This is a genomic window from Enterococcus sp. AZ171 (assembly GCF_051714005.1).
GTDB classification, from domain to species: domain Bacteria; phylum Bacillota; class Bacilli; order Lactobacillales; family Enterococcaceae; genus Enterococcus_B; species Enterococcus_B pernyi.
In genome coordinates this window covers 2,493,262-2,511,807 of the sequence record NZ_JBIORA010000001.1, presented here as the reverse complement: position 1 = coordinate 2,511,807, position 18,546 = coordinate 2,493,262, and the positions used below count along the sequence as shown (strand labels likewise).

Annotated in this window: 14 protein-coding genes; all 14 read left to right on the top strand. The window is 39.5% G+C overall.

Annotated elements, in window-relative coordinates; genetic code table 11:
- Positions 1–127: 127 nt before the first annotated feature.
- Positions 128–1,735, top strand: coding sequence for a PTS transporter subunit EIIC (locus tag IGJ49_RS12120; protein WP_232508854.1), 1,608 nt, complete (start codon positions 128–130; stop codon positions 1,733–1,735).
- Position 1,736: 1 nt separating this feature from the next.
- A complete protein-coding gene (locus IGJ49_RS12115; protein ID WP_409173601.1) occupies positions 1,737–3,767 on the top strand; it encodes a BglG family transcription antiterminator in 2,031 nt (676 codons plus the stop codon).
- Between the two features lie 15 nt (positions 3,768–3,782).
- The gene (locus IGJ49_RS12110) at positions 3,783–4,226 is read left to right on the top strand and encodes a PTS sugar transporter subunit IIA (RefSeq protein ID WP_023520289.1); all 444 of its coding nucleotides are present in this window, start codon (positions 3,783–3,785) and stop codon (positions 4,224–4,226) included.
- Positions 4,227–4,382: 156 nt separating this feature from the next.
- Positions 4,383–7,505 (top strand): SpaA isopeptide-forming pilin-related protein, encoded by a 3,123-nt coding sequence (locus IGJ49_RS12105; RefSeq protein WP_438723649.1) that lies wholly within the window; start codon positions 4,383–4,385, stop codon positions 7,503–7,505.
- A complete protein-coding gene (locus IGJ49_RS12100; RefSeq protein WP_438723646.1) occupies positions 7,498–9,138 on the top strand; it encodes an immunoglobulin-like domain-containing protein in 1,641 nt (546 codons plus the stop codon). The genes IGJ49_RS12105 and IGJ49_RS12100 overlap by 8 nt, the downstream gene beginning before the upstream one ends.
- 10 nt (positions 9,139–9,148) lie before the next feature.
- A complete protein-coding gene (locus IGJ49_RS12095) occupies positions 9,149–9,352 on the top strand; it encodes a hypothetical protein (protein WP_010736645.1) in 204 nt (67 codons plus the stop codon).
- Between the two features lie 13 nt (positions 9,353–9,365).
- Positions 9,366–10,199: a hypothetical protein gene (locus IGJ49_RS12090; RefSeq protein WP_010736644.1), complete on the top strand. Its 834-nt coding sequence runs from the start codon at positions 9,366–9,368 to the stop codon at positions 10,197–10,199.
- Positions 10,200–10,220: 21 nt separating this feature from the next.
- Positions 10,221–10,604, top strand: coding sequence for a PrgI family protein (locus tag IGJ49_RS12085; RefSeq protein WP_023520286.1), 384 nt, complete (start codon positions 10,221–10,223; stop codon positions 10,602–10,604).
- Entirely contained in the window at positions 10,540–10,974 is a 435-nt protein-coding gene (locus tag IGJ49_RS12080) for a hypothetical protein (protein ID WP_438723643.1), read from the top strand. Before IGJ49_RS12085 ends, IGJ49_RS12080 begins: the two co-directional genes overlap by 65 nt.
- The gene (locus IGJ49_RS12075; protein WP_438723641.1) at positions 10,896–12,989 is read left to right on the top strand and encodes a VirB4-like conjugal transfer ATPase, CD1110 family; all 2,094 of its coding nucleotides are present in this window, start codon (positions 10,896–10,898) and stop codon (positions 12,987–12,989) included. Before IGJ49_RS12080 ends, IGJ49_RS12075 begins: the two co-directional genes overlap by 79 nt.
- The gene (locus tag IGJ49_RS12070; protein ID WP_438723638.1) at positions 12,986–14,908 is read left to right on the top strand and encodes a peptidoglycan amidohydrolase family protein; all 1,923 of its coding nucleotides are present in this window, start codon (positions 12,986–12,988) and stop codon (positions 14,906–14,908) included. The genes IGJ49_RS12075 and IGJ49_RS12070 overlap by 4 nt, the downstream gene beginning before the upstream one ends.
- Positions 14,905–15,432, top strand: coding sequence for a hypothetical protein (locus tag IGJ49_RS12065; RefSeq protein WP_010736640.1), 528 nt, complete (start codon positions 14,905–14,907; stop codon positions 15,430–15,432). The genes IGJ49_RS12070 and IGJ49_RS12065 overlap by 4 nt, the downstream gene beginning before the upstream one ends.
- A 60-nt stretch (positions 15,433–15,492) precedes the next feature.
- Positions 15,493–16,509, top strand: a complete 1,017-nt coding sequence (locus IGJ49_RS12060; protein WP_137072815.1) for a hypothetical protein — start codon at positions 15,493–15,495, stop codon at positions 16,507–16,509.
- A gap of 256 nt (positions 16,510–16,765) precedes the next feature.
- Positions 16,766–18,538 carry a PTS mannitol-specific transporter subunit IIBC gene (locus IGJ49_RS12055; protein WP_023520281.1) on the top strand — a complete coding sequence of 591 codons (1,773 nt, stop codon included), beginning with the start codon at positions 16,766–16,768 and terminating at the stop codon, positions 18,536–18,538.
- Positions 18,539–18,546 lie beyond the last annotated feature (8 nt).

Below are 18,546 nucleotides of genomic sequence, written 5' to 3'. Positions count from 1 at the left end.
GCATAAGCGCAGTCTGCTGAAGTAGAAAGGGCAGGTGATCAACGTGGGGGAGAATTTGAATGCGCTTCCTGCTAATGCAGTGGCGAAATTAACCTGGTTTCGTCAATTACTACATTATTTTAAACAAATGATCATGCCAAATCTAAGTATTTTTATTGCTTGGGGTTTGTTATCAATTGTATCAAATATCGTATCAGGTGATTTGCATCAAACGCTTGCACATGTCAGTGATTGGCTGATTTATCTGTTATTGCCTATTTTGATCAGTTACTCTGGAGCAAAGATTTTTGATCAAAAAGCAGCTGTAGCAGGTGGGATTGCTGTCATCGGTATGATAGTAGTTTCTGATCTTCCACAACTATTCGGAGCGATGATCATCGGTTTGATCACGGGAGGTATTTTTCACTGGGTGGATCGTTGGTTGGCGCCGAAAATCAAACCTGGCTATGAGATGTTGCTGAATAACTTGATGATCGGTCTAATCGGTGGGGTTGTCTGTCTGTTAGGCATACTGGTCATCCAACCAATTGTTGAAGGTAGTTTGTCTTATGTTGGACGCTTTGTTTATTGGCTCATTGAACAACATTTGTTACCAGTGGTCAGTTTAGTGTTGGAACCGTTAAAGGTCTTATTTTTGAATAATGTCATCAATCACGGCATCTTGACACCTTTAGGAATGGAGATGACACAACATGCGGGGCATTCGATCTTATTTTTGATGGAAGCCAATCCTGGGCCAGGAATAGGGATTTTAAGTGCATTCTTGTTTGCTGCTGATCGAGAAAAAAGTGTCAAAGCAGGTGGAGCATTGATGATCCAAGCTGTCGGAGGAATCCATGAGATTTATTTTCCTTTTGTCTTGATGCAACCTGCGCTTTTTTTTGCCGTTATGATTGGAGGAGCAACAGGAACGTTTGTGTTCCAACTGTTTGCTAGTGGGTTGAATGCTCCGGTTTCACCAGGTTCATTGGTGATTATTTTAGGGAATACACCACCTTCACAATTAGCAGGTGTCATTTTAGGTATTATTCTCAGTGCGCTTGCTACGTTTATTTGTGCCATACTGTTATTGAGAAAAACGAAACCTGTGGAATCGATCCTCCCAGAAAGGAGCCAACTGATGAATCATGAAGCGGTCAACCAAATCATCTTTGCTTGCGATGCCGGGATGGGTTCTAGTGCAATGGGCGCAGCCATTTTGAAGAAAAAACTGCATGCGCAAGGGATAGATATACCTATAAGCTATACCTCTATTTATAGTCTGAAGAATCATCAGAAACAATTGGTGATCGTACAAAGTGCCTTTCAATCTTTAGCACAAGAAAAAGCCAAAGAGAGTCAGATCATTGCTGTCGAACATTTTTTAGAAGTTGAGTCGTATCTACCATTGATCAAGCAGCAACTTCATGAAATAAACAGTGAACCTCAGATCAAAAAGCAACAAGAAGTTAAACAACCTAGAACCAGAGTTGTGTTTTTATACCAAGGAAATCGACGAGGCTCACAAACGATGGGGATGACGATTTTAATGAAGCTAGCCAAGGAATATCAGGTCGATCTATCTGTAGAAAAAACAGCCGTTGAAGACCTAGTACCCGAAAAAGAAGTGGTATATCTTGCGAATGAAAGAATGGCAAAGACGTATCAACTGGAACAACAAGTGGAGCATTTGTTGATCATTGATCATTTTGTCAGTACCAAAGCCTATCTATCATTAGTAAAGGAAGTGGACTAAGATGTATTTGTCACCAAGGGAAAAAGAATTATTGACAGAACTCATCAATAGTCCAGCACCCGTTTCTATACAAAAAATGGTCAATGTTTTACGTGTCAGCAAACGGACTGTATACCGCGAGTTGGAGCAATTAGAACGATCGCTCAAGGAAGTAAATGCTTCGCTGAAAAAAATAACCCGCGGATCATTTATGATTGAAGCGACACCTGAAACAATGACACAACTGCGCCAACTACTGAACGAAAAAGAGATGGAATTATCGACAACTGAAAGGCAACATGCAATTTTATTAGAGCTGTTACTCACGAAAGAACCATTGTCTTTAAGTTATTTTTTAGAAAAGTATTTGATTAGTAATACGACTTTTTATGCTGATATCAAGCAACTCGAAACCAGTATGAAACAGCTACCATTATCTATCACTCGTAACCGTGGTTATGAAATCACTGGACCGGAAAAATACCGAAGATTGCTGATCGCGAATATCTTAGAGTTGGAGATTAATGCGTATGAAATATTTCACTTGCTGGAATTTGATACGACAACGAATTTCTTTTTTCAATTTATCACGACAGATAGTTTATTACTGGCGCGTCAAGTGGTACGAGAAGAATTGATCCAGCAAAAGAAAGAATTAAGTGACCGGAAACTGGAACATTTAGTTTTGATACTCAGCATTACGATCGACCGTGTCAAAAAAAATCACGTGCTGACGAATGAAACCTACACTGGACTAGTGAACAAAGAGTTATTACGTATCGCCAAAGCTTTATTTTCTAAAATCGCTAAGGAAACGCAACAACTTTATCCAGTCAATGAGATCGTCTTTTTTGCTAGTCTATTAAATGACTTCTCGAATTCCTTCGATCAGGATTTCTTTGAAGAAACATTTGATACGCAACTCGCTTATCTTGTGAAACAGTTGATCCAAGTAGTGAGTGAAGCAACAAATAATCCATTCTACCAAGATGAAACACTCTACAAAATGTTGTTGACCCATTTATCAGGAGTATTCTCTCGAGCGGTACTTCAAGAAGAACAATTGACTAATCCAATTTTAGAAAAAATCATGGTTCAATATCAAGAGATTGCTCAAGCCATCCGTCAAGGAATCGAGCAGATTTTTCAAGAAAAGAAACTATCCGAAGAAGAAATTGCTTATATGGTTCTCCACTTTGCGAACTCGTTAGAAAAAACACCAAAGGACAGCACGATCAAAATCGCTGGTTTTTCCCCTAGTGGATTAGCTTCGACAAGTATGCTTGAGTTAAAACTAAAGAGGTACTTCCCATTTGTTCAACATATCCATTTTTATCGAATTGCTGATCTAAAGAAAATCAATTTAGAAGAAGAGTATGATCTCGTCATTTCTACTTCGATCTTAAGTGGCTATGAGGGGAAATATCTATTAGTTTCACCATTACTTCTTGAGGAAGAAATCAAACAATTAAAAGCAGAATTTGCTCGTTTGACAGCCCATCGAACGGAACATATCCGGTTAGCTGATCAACCTTCTGTTATCGAAGATACTTATGAAGAAACGGTGTTGATGATGAGCAAAATCAATCGATTACTTCAGCACTTCTTCATTCAAGAATTAGACAATCCAGAAACAGTAGAAGCTACGTTGAAGGATATTTTCGACTATTTACCTACAGGGTTGGTCCAAGATAAAGAAAAAGTCTATCAGCGTTTAATGAAAAGATATCAACAAGCACCGATCGGTTTACCTCATACCAACATGGGGCTTTTCCATACTTCTAGTTCTGAGGTCACAGAACCCTTCTTCTGTATTTTTCAATTGAAGCAAGTATTGGAAATCGAAGGAATGGACAAAACGAAAGTTGATTTATCAAGAATGTTAGTGATGTTAGCCCCGTCTCCAATTGATGAAGCTACTGGAAAGTTACTTGGGAAAATAAGTGGTGCATTGATCATGAATGATTTGAATACTGAGATTTTTCGATCAGGAAATGAGGCAATCATCTATCAGTTGTTATCTAAAATTTTGATCGATGAAATAAAAAAATAAAGGGGGGCTCTATTGATGCTTGAGATTCCATCTGAACATATTTGGTTGAACCAACAGTTTGGTAGCTGGAAAGAAGCCATTCAGCAGATTGGTGAACAACTTCTTGAAAAAAGAGTGATCCAAAAGGAATATACCGATGCGATGGTTGCTCGCCAAGAAGCAGCAAGTGTCTATATCGGCAACTTTGTGGCACTTCCTCATGGAAAAGCAAAAGATGAACAGATTGTTGAAGAAGGTATTTTTTTGTTCCAAGTACCTGATGGCGTTGACTTTGGTATCGACGAAGAAAAGAAAATCGCAACGATTTTATTTGCAGTGATCATGCGAGAAAACCAACAACTAACAAGTTTACAAGAACTCGCCTTTTTTTGTTCCGATGTCGATCAAGTGATGGCATTGAGCGATGCTCAAACAGTAGAGGAAATCCAACAAATCTTAAAACAAGCTGAGGAGTTTTGACGTAAAATACGCAACGACCAATCAATTGATTGGTCGTTTTTTTTTCTATTTTTTTGGGAGAATCTCGCCAAAATCGTAATTATATAGTGAAGGAGGTACGACGAGAAGGGCACATGTTCCCAGTTGATCTATTCCACTAATGAAAGGAGCCAAAGAATGAAGAAATCCTCTGAATCACTATTTTTGATTCTACCAATCATTATTTTAATCACTATTTTTTTTCAAATGAAAGTGAGACCAGTCTCGGCAGAAACATTGCCTGACCTACCCATGTATCAACAAATCACTGCATCTGATCCCAATCAAACTTTACGTACAGCTGAACAATCAATCCCACAGGATAATAGCTGGACAAATTTCAAAAAAAACTATCAATTAGTCCAAAGGGCCACTGGGAAATTGATTACTATTGGTTCGACGAATTATATTGAAGCGGCGATCCATGAATATTCTCCAAGATTGGCTGATCCATTTGCAAATGAAAGTGTCGTTGTTGATCCAGCGATCCATATCCCTCATATCGATATCCATCTATCTAATGGTGGCAGAGAAATTGGTTGGTACGGCAAGCGAGTGAAGGGAGAGATTGCGCTTTGTCTGGAACAAGGAGTAGCGCTGAATATTGGAGAAAATAGCGGGTATACTTCAAGTATTCAAAACACAGAATTATTGAAGAAAATTTCTTTGATTAAATATTATGGGGTGATTGCGACAAACTACACGATGGAAAAAGAATTGATGACGCAACTCCTTGCTTGGGAGCAACAAGGAATCACCCCCACCAGTATTACTGGTGTTTTGACAATGAACGATTACCAAACATTCAAACGAACAGTGATGGAACAAGTGGAACGGTTCTATACCCAACCGAGTTTTGATGGACAAATATTGGATATAAAAGCCGGCGAAAGCCAAATATTGACCGACACAACAGGAGCATTTTCAAATTATAGCTCATCGCCTGTTCAACAAATCAATGGAGTAACCATTGAAAAGCAAGGTAATCAAGTAACAGTCACTGCATCGAAAGAAGCACCGGCGACAAGTGAAATCGCATTTGATTATCATATCCCCAGTAGTTATCAAGGAGCAATCGTCGTGTACCAACATCCTTATACACAAAACATGGTAGTCGGTAGAGTGCCACAGCTGACAAGAACCTCCTTTCAGTTACGCGTGCAAAAATATGGACATGCAGGTATCCGCAAAGTCGATCAACAAACAAAACAACCATTAGTAGGCGCCGTTTTTTGTTTCACGACTGCGGATGGACAGATAAAAGAATTGACGACAGATTCTGATGGTGTTGCTATTTGGCATGATCTACTCGTTGATACGGTCGTTACGATTCAAGAAATCAAAGCGCCAGAAGGCTACGTTTTAAATCCAACGCCCCAGACTGTCACTGTCAAAGTGAATGAATTGACGAGTATCACATTAGCTAATCAAGAACAGACAGCTAATTTGAAGGTCATCAAAGAAGATGCAGAAACAGGCAATCAGCCTCAAGGAGGTGCCCAATTGATCGGAGCTGTCTATAAATTAACGGACAAAGACGGAGAAACAGTGGCGGAATTGACGATGGAAGAGGTTAATGGAAGTGCATCAGCTGAGCTAAAAGGGTTAAAACTAGGAACCTATTATTTACAAGAGACCATTCCACCGAAAGGATATAACTTAGATCCGACCATCTATCCTATACATTTGACTTACGCAGGACAAAATGAAACGGTGGCTGTTCATAGCAAAACAGTCACTGATCGCGTCATCAAGGGACATGTCGAAGGATATAAATTTGGTTCAAAACCTCTTATCCCCACTTCTATCTTCGAAATTTTACACGCATTAACATCCAATCAAACGAATCATAAACCACCACTCGAAGGAATCGAACAAACAGCCACCGCTCATACCACAGGAAAAGAATATGTCCAAGTCACTGAAAAAAACGGCTACTTTAAATTTATCGATTTACCCTATGACACGTATACGATCGCTGAAACTAAAGGAACGGATGGCTATTTGATCATTGAACCATTTGAAGTGACGATCAGTGAGGAAGGCTACACACATTTCTTTTTATTAGAAGATGAAATCATCGAATCACGCGTACATCTCATCAAGATCGATCAAGAAACAGGACAACAAATTCCCTATGCTGGCGCACAATTCAAGATTTTTGATACTTGGGCGAATGATGGACAAGGGGCATTTGTAGCAATGACACGTCCGAATGATACAGAAAAAACTGAGATTTTTGAAACGAATCAAAAAGGGGAATTAGTGACAACAGAGAGCTTACCTTGGGGCGTGGATCGCTATGAGCTTCATGAAGTCAAAGCGCCAGAAGGCTATCTCCCGTTAGAAGAACCATTGATTTTCAGTGTAACAGCAGAAAATCATAGTGCATTGATTCGCTTAGAAGTCCCTAACCGTTTAGCAAGACAATCCATTGAATTGATCAAACGAGATCGCTTGAATGAACAACCTTTGGTGCAAGTACCATTTGGTTTATATCAGGTAGAAAAAGCAGAAAATGGCGGGGATATCCTTCAATTTATTGAAGAATATCTCACGGATGATGAGGGAAAAATCGAAGTAAGCGATTTGCCCTATGGGACCTATCAATTTATTGAAGGAAAACCATTGGAAGGGTATTTACCTTTAGAAGAACCTTTAGATTTTTCAGTAACTATTGAAAAAGATGGTGAGTTGATCGTATTAGAAGCCTATAACGAACGCGAAAAATTAGCATTGACGAGTTTGTTCACAGCAATCGACGGAAGTAAGGAGCTTGATCCAACCAAAGACAATCAATTGAAAGACGTAGTCTGGATCAAAGGAGCAGCCATTGAAGTCGGTCATGTGTATACCGTAGTGACCCAGTACCGAAAAGGTGACACCGGAGAACTCATCAACGAAGCAATCTCAACCTACACAGCAAAGAGTAAAGAAGATCAATTTGAAGTTTTTCTTGAGCTGAAAGCCAATACGCTAAAAGACAAGGAGCAGTTGACTGCCACTCACATTTTATACTACGAGTCTGAGCAAGAAAATGAGGTAGCACGTGAAGATGATTTGACGAATCAAGAACAGACTGTTCATTTCAATACACCAAAAGAAGGGGAAAAAGAAGAAACGAAAAAGCAGGAAAATACTCGTGATTTACCTAAAACAAATAGTCGTACTTCTGTTTCTCTAGTAGGGCTAGGTAGTTTATTTCTAGGAGTGAGTGGTCTTTTGATCTATCAACAAAAAAAGGGTGGTTTGAATGACTAAAAGGAAAAAATACATGAGATTTGGCTTGTTCATATTCAGTTGTTCAGTTGTTTTGTTCGTCAGCGGCTGTAAAACACAACAAACAGAAGATCCATCAACAGCTGGCCCTACTTCAAGCAAAATGAAACAGGCAATCAGCACGGAGACACCAGAGGAGAGCTATTTCAAAAAAGAAAACAATTCTTCTCATTTGTTTGAGTTTGCTTCTCAATTTAGAAAACCACTGGATCTTCCCACGGAAGCAATGATCAAGGATGAAACCAATCAGCTGAGAATCGCTTACCTTGAAGCCACAACAGTCTCTCAAAATCGGGAAAATACAGAATCAAGAAGCAATCTCACGAATCGCTTCGAAGAAAACGAACAAAAAGGTACTCTATCCAATATTTCAGCAATTCCAGAGAGCGATAATCATTGGCAAGGTCCTTACGTCCATGCAAATGCTCCATTGCAGATCTTACCAAGAGGAACAGCAATTGATCCCTTTACCTATTTTACTGTTGTTCAAGGAAGTGATCCCGTTCCAGTGATCCATTATACGCCCGTCGATCCTAATGAATCTGGCTACCAAGTGATGCAGATCACAGCAATTGATTCAAAAGGGAAAGTGAGTGTTGCGACAGTCACCTTTCTGTTTAATCACTCTCCGATCATTCAGCAAGTAAGACAAAGTCACCACATCACGATTGGTTCAAGTATTGACTTATTAGCGGGCATTTCTGCTCATGATGAAGAAGATGGTGAATTGACCTCAGAAGTTCAAGTACAAACCACACTCCAAACAGAACAAGAAGGCAGTTATGAAGTGATTTATTCTGTGACTGATCAATTTGGAGCAAGTACCAAGCTGATAAGTAATATGAGGATCACCAATGAAGCACCAATAATCGCGGGGCCGAACCAGCTCGTTTTACCTGTTGATCAATCATTCTCTTTATTTGATTATTTCTCCGCAAATGATCAAGAAGATGGTGCGATCAACCTTACTTCAGACAATATCTTGGCATCCGATCTTGTCCCATATGTACCAGGAAACTACTTCGTAAGAATTGGGAATGTCGTTGATCGGTATGGCAAAAGAGCGGCAGAGCGTACGATCCGTGTTCACTTAACAAATGAAGCGCCGACGATTACAAATACGCATATGACTCTTCCTGTATTTAGTGAACTGAATAAAGAAAGCTATCTAGCAAAACTAGTTCTTGCAGATCGTGAAGATCCGGTTGAGCAATTACATGTGGCAATCGATCTGCCTTTTTGGGAGAAAATCGACACTTCCCGATTAAATACCTATCGTTTTCCTCTTCAAGTCCAAGATACACATGGAGAGATCACCAAAACCTTTGGGAGCATCCAAGTAATCAATGAACCACCTGTATTTTCTGGGATAGAGGATAAGAGAATCATTGTAGGCGAAGAAAAGCCAGATTTATTAGCAGGGATCTCCGTTTCGGATCGTGAAGAGAGTATTGGAATAGAAGATGTTGAGATCATAGAAGAAATCGCTTGGGATACACCTGGAAGCTATCCTGTTTATTTGACGGTCAAAGATACATTTACAGAAACGACAGTATCTTTTCATGTCATTATTCAAGACAACAATCCAGAAATGCCAGAGAAATTGAGCGAATAAGGAGAAATAAATGGATTATTTCAATCAAGCAATGTCTTTATTTTCCAACGGGGTGATTACTGCAGGAAGCTTACTGACCGTTTGGGGCATTATCCAATTAGGCGTTGCAATCAAAGAGCATAATGGGCCAGGGATGCAACATGCCATTTTTCAAATCGTTGGGGGTGCAGTGATTTTAGCTGCTGGTGCGTGGATCACGAATATTTCAATGTGAGGAGCGAAAAAGAATGGACGGTGCGATCGAATTTTTGCTACAAACGATTGCAGAACAATTAAGTTTATCGACGAATCATAAAAATAGTCTTTTACAAAACCTCGAACATTATCTGCCGGAAATCTATCGTTACAGTGTGACGATCATGGAAAGTGTCGTCAAACCTATTGCTTATTCCCTATTAGGTTTTCTATTGTTGATCGAATTTCAACAACTCGCACATCGACTATATGGCAAGCAGTCAGAGTTTGGTGGACTGGATCTTTTTTTGCCATTGTTTATCAAAATCGGATTGACCGTACTGCTTTTACGCCACTTGATGGTTTTCCTCAATGCCATTATGGATGTAGGTATTTTTGTTAGTCAAGGAATCAATCAATTGGAGATTCGAGGTGTGACGGATCAGACAATGGATATCTTCAACGTGATGGAGCAGATCGATCAGCTAGGTTTTTTTGAAAAAATGGTGTTGTTGATGATCTTACTCGTTCCCTTGATTCTATCGATCATTGTTAGCGTCCTTGCTCAAGTGCTGATCTTTTTACGCTTTTTGGAAATGTATCTTTATTTGAGTATCTCACCTTTACCGATTGTCGCTTTAGTGAATACAGAAATCGGGCATGTCGGAAAGAATTTTTTAAAACTATTTGGTGCGGCATCTTTACAAGGTGTATTGCTTTTTATCGTGTTGAATATCTATCCACTACTAGTGAGTACTATTTTTTCATTTGATGAGACGCAGGGGATGATTGCAGTGATCAGTGCGATCGTCGGTAATTGCTTGGCGCTTTCCATGTGTTTGTTTTACACCATGAAATGGTCGAAAGCGATTATCGTTGCGGCCTGAGTGGGAAAAGGAGTGTGAAAAATGGCGATTGAAGTCGTGATCAGAAAAGAAATCAAAGAGTATCAAGAGAAGATCTTTTTTGGCTTCTCTTTAAGACAGGTTATCGTTATTGCATTGGCTTTAATCGTGATTTTACCGGTCGGCCTACTTAATCATTTTATTTGGGGCTATTCAATTGATGATCTAGGAATTGTATTGATGTTTTTTACTAGTCCGATTTTATCGGTGGGTTGGATCAAAAAAAATCAGTTACCTTTAGAAAAATATCTCCTTATCCGTTGGCGCCATCTTATCGCAACAAAGCACTATCCATATCAAAATGCTCGTTTGGAGGAAGATCATGAAGGGATTTCAACGAGGAAAAACAGTAAAACAGAGAAATATCGAAGTGAACAAGGGAATTAAAAAGTCTTCCTTAACCAAACTATTACACAAGCAAAAGAAAAAAAGAGGAAAAAAAGAACGAAAATCAGCACCAGCCAAACATGCACAAAGGAAGATTCGTTATGAAAAAATGTACGAAAGTGGAATTTGTGAACTTGCTTCCGGATATTATTCAAAAAGTATCCAGTTTTCAGATGTCAATTACCAAATTGCACCTGTAGAAGACCAACAAGCTATTTTTCAAGGGTATTGTACCTTACTAGATAGTTGTGATGAACGAACGCATCTAACGATTACCTTGAAAAAAAGCGAATGGAACAAAAGGAACTGGAAAAGCAATTGTTCTATAAAGAAACAGGGGAGAGTCAGGACATCTACCGTCGAGAATTGAATGAAATGCTGCGGCGAACCATGACAGAAGGAGGAACGAATTTTAGCAAACAAAATCTATTGACCTTCAGCACGCAGTCTACTGATTATGACCAAGCCAAGCATTCCTTGACACGTATCGAACAACAACTTAGTCATAGTCTTTCGGAAATCGAATCAAGTAGTCAAACACTTTCTGGCAAAGAACGGTTGCAACTGCTCCATGAATTGATCAAACCTAATGAATGGTTCCAGTTCAATTATAAAGATTTAGTTTATAGCCGTTTGTCGACAAAAGCAGTTGTTACCCCTGCAAGTTTCAGCTTTAAAGCAAAAGACTATATCGAAATTGGCTCAGAGTATGCCCAAGTCCTATATTTGAAAGATTACCCCACCAAACTTTCAGATAGATTGATCTTAGAATTAATGGATATTGGCGAAGAGTTGTGTTTATCGATCCACATTGAACCAGTGGATTCTGAAAAAGCAAATCAGTTGGTTCAAATTAAAAAAGCTTATATGGAAGGGGACAAAACAACTGCTGAAAGAAAAGCGACACAAAAAGGCTATGATCCTTATTCAAATATTCCGTATGAATTGACCAATAGTATCAAAGAAGCCGAAGCTTTATTAGACGATCTAGTCAAAACCGGTCAAAAATTATATTTTGTTACCTTCCTCGTTTATTTCCGATCTCAGACCAAAGAAAAACTTGCTGATATTGCGGAACAAGTCCAACATGTTGGGCGTAAAAATCGTTGTCATTTCAATGCATTAGACTATCTACAAGATGAAGGATTCAATTCGGTCTTACCTTTAGGAAAAAATTGGATCGAACAACAACGGACGTTGACGACAGAAAGTACAGCGATTTTTATTCCATTTTCAGCGCAAGATCTTAATCATATAGATGGCAAATATTACGGGAAAAATGAAATGACCAAAAATAGTGTAAGGATCGATCGTAAGCAACTAAACACGCCGAGTGGCATGATTTTAGGTAGCTCTGGTTCAGGCAAAGGTGTAGCCAAAAAATATGAAGAAATCACGACGTTACTTAAAAATCCCGAAGATGAAGTCATTTCGATTGATCCGGAAGATGAAGATACGATCATCGGCAATGATTTTGATGCTCAAATCATCAATATCGCCCCTAATACCAATACCTTCATCAACTTACTAGATATTTCAGAAGACTTGAGAGGAGAGGCAGATCCAGTAAAATTGAAATCTGACTTTCTGTTAACTGCTTGTGAAGCCTTGATCGGTGGGCCAACTGGGTTAAATTCGGCACAACGATCGATCATTGATCGTGTCACGCGATTGACGTATTTCAATTTTCAAAAAATCTCAGAAAAATCAGCGCCGACATTGGCGGAAGATTGGTTTCCGCTTTTAAAAGAACAACCGGAAAAAGAGGCGCAGACATTGGCGTTAGACTTAGAGTTATATATCGATGGTTCACTTTCGATGTTTTCTAAACCAACTAATGTTTCTTTAAATAAACGTTTTGTGATTTACAATACGAAACAACTAGGGAATCAATTGAAAACTTTTGGGATGATGGTTGTTTTGGAACAAGTGTGGAATCGGGTCGTTCGCAATCGAGACAGAGGCATCACTACTTGGATCTATATTGATGAAATGCAACTCCTGTTAAATGATCCTTACTGTGAAAATTATTTTTTTGAACTATGGAGCCGAATCCGTAAATGGGGTGCGATTGCCACTGGTATTACCCAAAATGTCGAAACCTTATTATTATCAGATAAAGCACGCCGAATGTTAAGTAATACGGAATTTATCATTATGTTGAAACAAGCGAAAAGTGATTTAGATGAGCTGTCTTCCTTATTCAATCTTTCGTATCAGCAACAAAGACAATTACTCAATCCAATCAAAGGCGCAGGATTGATACGGGCAGGCAATGCCATTGTCCCTTTTTCCAACACTGTTGATCCAACAACAAAACTTTATGAGTTGATCACCACTGATCCTGTCGAACGCCACAGATTACGACAGGATGTATCGCCATGAAAAAAAACGATGTAGGCATTGAAGAGACCGTGAAATCACGAAATAAACGAAGGAGTAACAGACATTTTCTGCGTAGGAAAACGAAAGATCCTCGCAGAGTCATGCTTGCATATCAGACAAAAATAGTTGATTTCTCTTTACTTGGAAATAAAACTTCGATCAGTAGCAAAGTCAGCCTTTACCTACTTGTTGGTGTTAGCATTCTCATATTTTTTCTCTTTTTCAGTATGATCGGCTTCGTTTCGTCTGCCACGATCAAAATCAATGAGCTTGAATTGACGAAGGTATGGAAATATTTAACCGAATTGGATGTGGAATTGACACTAGAATTAAACTCAACTAAGAGTTTGATTCTAGTAAATGAACGAGTAGTGGCTGCAAATGAAGTCGTGATCAGGTCTGATATTGAAGAGGTGCTGATTTATTTAGACATGGCTTATGGTGAAGACCAATTAGGAAATCCAGATGTTCTCAAAGAAACGATCCAAGGATTGCATGAACAGATGTGGCAAGTAGACAGTAACGAAGGTCAAATCAAATTAACATCACGATCATTGTCGCAAGTGATCACTTGGACGCCGGAGTGGAAAGAACGCAGACAGCTGTTAGCAGAAATTGGTCTTTATGCAAGTTTGACTGAATTAAGCAATCCATTGAAAGAAACAGACTCTTTACGCATAAAACAACGCTTTGGTTATTACGTAACAAATCAAGAAAAAAGCTTACTTGAAGGACTGCTCATCCAGACAGAACCGAAAGAAAGCATAGTCGCTGTGATCGCTGGAGAAATTACAAGAGACCGAGAGAACGTAACCATCACAATGAACGATCAAACCATTACTTATCATGATGTAGATCTAACAGCTACTGAAGGACAGATGGTATCGGTGGGGACAGAGATCGGGAGAGTAAAACAAGAGGAACTGCATCTGTCTTACCAGAAAAAAGGTGAAATCGTCAATCCAGCTTTTTATCTCCCCAATGTAGTCGATAACAATGAGACACAGCTTGATCCCATTGAAACGGACGTTACATTTAATGGACAGAAATTTCGAGAAGTGATTTTACTGCATTGTCACGCATTTAGTGACCATGCAGAAACGATTATCCAAGAAGCTAAAAAGAATAATATCTCCCCCATTGTTCTAGCAGCCATCATGATCCACGAAACTGCTTGGGGGACGAGCGAAGGAATTCGAGAAAAGAACAATCCAGGTGGCTTGATGCGAGAAAATGAGTTGCTTTCCTACGCCACACTTGAAGAAGGGATTGCCGCCACCGCTCGAACACTAAAATTGATCGTGAACCAAAGACTGCTGACAGTCGAGCAACTCGGAAGTGTGTATTGTCCTGTAGGTGCAAGTAATGATCCCCTGGGATTAAACCAATACTGGGTACCGACGATCAAAGAATTATTTGTACAACTAGGTGGCAGTAAAGAGATGAGCTTACTCTGGCAATCGAATCACACAGTGGGTCAAGAGGTGTTGACACAAGCCAGAACATTGTATCGTCAAAACGTTCAGTACTCACAAGGCTTTGAACGAGGCACCTTTCCTTATCATGATTGCTCTTCTTTTGTTCTGTGGGCGATGAGAAGTGTTGGCTTGCCTGTGCCACTAGGTAGCACTGAGACATTGTATTCTTTGGAAGGGACTTTCCTGATGCCAATCAGTCGAGAAGATGTCAGAGCCGGTGACTTGTTTGTGTGGGGGAAGAAAGGACACTCTTTAGGTAGTTACGGCCATACAGGGCTATTTTTAGATGATGGTGGTAAAACGATCCTTCATTGCACACCTGCTACTGCACGAGGGTATGGTCAAGAAGGCGATATCGTCATCACTCCATTTGAAGGCTATGCAGGTGATTTCCAGCTGGCGCCTGTTTATTTCTATCGATTGTTGGGAGAAAAAAAATGAATGCAAAATCCCGCTTCCTTTGTCTCATTCTAGCTTTCTTTCTGTTTGGTAGCATGACTTTTAGTGTTGGTAGGTCACTTGTCTTTCGTTCACAAGAAAAAAGACAAGCCTCTGAAAAAAAATCCAGACAACTTTCGGAAGCACAAGTCAGAGAATTTTTACAAGCTTATTATACGTTTGAAACAGTCGGCGACAATTACTCTGCATATGTTGATGCTCTTTCTAACAAGATGAAAGATAAAGTAAAAACAGAACAAGGTAAAAAAACGCATAGTCCACAGCGTTTTGGCTTCAGTCGCTGGCTCAAAAGCGAGCATTATTTTAAACAAACGAACGAGGAAATGGTTGAAGTCCTCTGTTTGGTTGATTTTACGACGTCTTTATTGAATGAAGAAGGCGGAGTTGTAAAAAAAGATATTCGCCATCGTGAGGGTGTCAAACTGACTTATCTCTATGACACTAAAAATCATCGCTATGTCTTGGATGATCTCGAACAGCTGTCTTCTTTTATGGAAATACAATGATTGAGTAAGGAAGACCTTACAAATGGACGCAACAAAAATGAATGAGGGGAGTGACAACGTATGGCGAAAGAAACTGTAATCATCGATCAGATCCATCACTTACAAGTAGAAGAGACTCAGTTGGATTTGTTTCAGGCTTTGGAAGATTTAGAAACTGAAAATCGACGAGTCTTGCTGGCAAACACACAAGGACAATGTCGCATACGTATTTATGATCGTAAGGGAGAAATGATGATAGAAAAAGTGCTTCAATTTCCTTTGACAGAGGAGATTGAAGAGATCTTAAGTCAACACTGGGAGCAAGAAATAGCCAATACAAAAGAGAAGAGTCAGTTCTCTCATTCAAGCAACACACTGAAAAAAAATCAGTTGTTACAAATCAATTGGAAAAAAATCATCAAGCGATTACTTCTTAGTGGAGTAATCGTTTTTGTTGTGATTCAAGGTGTCGGTTTGTTTGTTGAACAAAGAACGAATAATGAGCAAGCGACAACCGAAGAAAATCAGAAAAGTTCATGGCAGTCATTAGTAGAAGCAGGCGCATATGAAGAAGCTGCGGAAGAATATCCCACTCAGTATCAGCAATTGATCGATCACTTAGTGGAAGAACAGGAATTTTCTTGGGTAGAGAAGTTGAATGAGCAAAAGCCAACAGGAAATGCCACCTTTGATCTGGCTTTTTATCAAAACGATTGGAAAAAAGTGATTGCGACCCACGTGGAACAATTGACGGAAAAGCGCCAAACCAAGTTAGCGATTGCTTATTTGGAGCTGGAACAAGTACAAGAAGCCGTTGTGTTGAATCGCCACTTGAAACATCAGGAGATCACGTTAGCACTGGATCAGTTTTATTTTGAAAAAAGTCTTGATTGGTTGAAAGAAAAAGAAATGAACAAAGCGAAAGAAGCATTTGAACAAATCCAAACGGAAGAATTAAAAGCGGTGATGGCGGCATACATAGAGCAAGGAACGATTATTTTAGATTTCATTACGTTCTATGAGGCGTCAGCCGATATGTCTGAAAATCTAATGCTTTGGGAAGAACGGTTGGCTCGATTAGGAGAGTCAATGGAATAAAAACCTTACTTTGTAAAAAAGAGTCCAAAAGATCACGAGGATGTGCCTTTTCGTAGGTATCTACAGATAAAATGCTCCCTTAAATGAAGAAAATAATTGTATCAGCGTCTCTAATTAGTACCAGAAGCCTTTCATCAAATCACTCATTTGGATCACTCCATGTTTTGGCACAAATGATTGTGACAAAATCCGACTATTTATCTAAATGGTAAGCGGATACAATTTGGTTAAAGAAAGAGATAAAGGAGCGATTGAAGTGGAAGAGACGATACCAAAAAATAAAATTTCATTCAAAGCAAAAGTACAAAAGTTAGGAAGTACCTTATCTAGTATGGTGATGCCGAATATCGGTGCGTTGATTGCTTGGGGTGTTTTGACAGCATTATTTATTCCAGATGGCTATTTACCAAACGAAGCGTTTGCTACGATGGTCGGCCCAATGTTGACGTATTTAATTCCTTTATTGATCGGCTACACCGGAGGGAAAGTCATCGGTGGTGATCGTGGTTCAGTCGTCGGAGCAATTGCGACGATGGGTGTGATCGTTGGGACAGATATTCCGATGATGTTAGGTGCCATGATCATGGGTCCATTAGGTGGCTTTGCCATCAAGAAATTCGATCAAGTGTTTCAAAAACATATCAAATCAGGGTTTGAGATGTTGGTCAACAATTTTTCTGCAGGATTAATCGGTTTTGCGTTAGCATTGATCGGCTTTTCTGCAATTGGTCCAGTGGTGGATACACTGACGCAAGCGATGGCAACAGGTGTTGAAGCAATTTTAAATGCAAATTTGATTCCATTGACGAGTATTTTTATCGAACCAGCGAAAATCTTGTTTTTGAATAATGCGATCAACCATGGCATTTTGACTCCTTTAGGAACAGAACAAGTGGCTACAGCCGGTCAATCGATCCTGTTCTTGTTGGAAGCTAATCCTGGACCAGGTCTAGGTGTATTGTTAGCTTTCACACTATTTGGCAAAGGCGCGGCAAAATCATCTGCACCGGGTGCAATGATCATCCATTTCTTAGGTGGAATCCATGAAATCTATTTCCCATACGTAATGATGAAACCGTTATTATTCTTATCAGTGATTTTTGGTGGGATGACAGGTAGTTTCGTTTTCCAATTAATGGATGCAGGCTTACGTGCGCCAGCTTCACCGGGTTCGATCATTGCCATTTTAGCAATGGCACCATTGAGTGCTTACTTACCAGTTATTTTAGGGATCGTCGCTGCAACAGCCGTTTCTTTTGGGATCTCTGCAGTCATTCTAAAAGCTGATGCGAAAGAAACAAGTGAAGATTTTGAAAAATCAGTGGAAGCGACTCGTCAAGCGAAACAACAAGCGAAAGGAACTGGAACTACTAGTCAGGGACAACCAGCTTTATCAGCGATCAAAAAAATCATTTTTGCCTGTGATGCTGGAATGGGGTCAAGTGCGATGGGTGCTTCCTTGTTAAGAAAAAAAGTCCAAGAGCATCACTTACCTCAACTCGTGACGAATCAAGCCGTTAGTCAATTATCTGATGAAGCAGACGTATTGATCGTGACTCAAGTTGAGTTGCAGGAACGAGCAAAACAAAAAGCGCCACATGCTCATTTTGTTGCAGTAGAAAACTTCTTAAATTCACCAAAGTATGATGAAATCATCCAAGCATTAGGAAGTAAGGAAGAAACACAGCCAAGCCAACCACTCTCTACTACTCCAACAGATGATTTGGATTTATCTGAATTAAAAGATATCAAAGAGATTTTACTTGTTCATGACGATCGTGCAGGATCAGCGACAATGGGATTGTCCTTATTGAAAGATATTTTGAAGAAAAACCAATTGGAGATTCCTCTGAAAAAAATCAATATTGATGAGTTGACGGAGCAACCGAATACACTGATCGTTTCAAGAGAATCCTTGTCTGAGGAGGCACGTTCAGTGGCACCGCATTCACTTCATTTTTCAGTGGCGACGATGGTCAGTCCACAAAAATATGAAACGATTGCTCACTATTTGAAAAAAGTAGCATAAGGAGGAAA

Excerpts from the sequence above, each read along its gene's own strand:
- IGJ49_RS12075 (WP_438723641.1), top strand. The coding sequence starts at position 10,896 with ATGGAACAAAAGGAACTGGAAAAGCAATTGTTCTATAAAGAAACAGGG.
- IGJ49_RS12110 (WP_023520289.1), top strand. The coding sequence starts at position 3,783 with ATGCTTGAGATTCCATCTGAACATATTTGGTTGAACCAACAGTTTGGT.
- IGJ49_RS12090 (WP_010736644.1), top strand. The coding sequence starts at position 9,366 with ATGGACGGTGCGATCGAATTTTTGCTACAAACGATTGCAGAACAATTA.
- IGJ49_RS12105 (WP_438723649.1), top strand. The coding sequence starts at position 4,383 with ATGAAGAAATCCTCTGAATCACTATTTTTGATTCTACCAATCATTATT.
- IGJ49_RS12080 (WP_438723643.1), top strand. The coding sequence starts at position 10,540 with ATGAAGGGATTTCAACGAGGAAAAACAGTAAAACAGAGAAATATCGAA.
- IGJ49_RS12115 (WP_409173601.1), top strand. The coding sequence starts at position 1,737 with ATGTATTTGTCACCAAGGGAAAAAGAATTATTGACAGAACTCATCAAT.
- IGJ49_RS12060 (WP_137072815.1), top strand. The coding sequence starts at position 15,493 with ATGGCGAAAGAAACTGTAATCATCGATCAGATCCATCACTTACAAGTA.
- IGJ49_RS12085 (WP_023520286.1), top strand. The coding sequence starts at position 10,221 with ATGGCGATTGAAGTCGTGATCAGAAAAGAAATCAAAGAGTATCAAGAG.
- IGJ49_RS12095 (WP_010736645.1), top strand. The coding sequence starts at position 9,149 with ATGGATTATTTCAATCAAGCAATGTCTTTATTTTCCAACGGGGTGATT.
- IGJ49_RS12100 (WP_438723646.1), top strand. The coding sequence starts at position 7,498 with ATGACTAAAAGGAAAAAATACATGAGATTTGGCTTGTTCATATTCAGT.
- IGJ49_RS12120 (WP_232508854.1), top strand. The coding sequence starts at position 128 with ATGATCATGCCAAATCTAAGTATTTTTATTGCTTGGGGTTTGTTATCA.
- IGJ49_RS12065 (WP_010736640.1), top strand. The coding sequence starts at position 14,905 with ATGAATGCAAAATCCCGCTTCCTTTGTCTCATTCTAGCTTTCTTTCTG.
- IGJ49_RS12070 (WP_438723638.1), top strand. The coding sequence starts at position 12,986 with ATGAAAAAAAACGATGTAGGCATTGAAGAGACCGTGAAATCACGAAAT.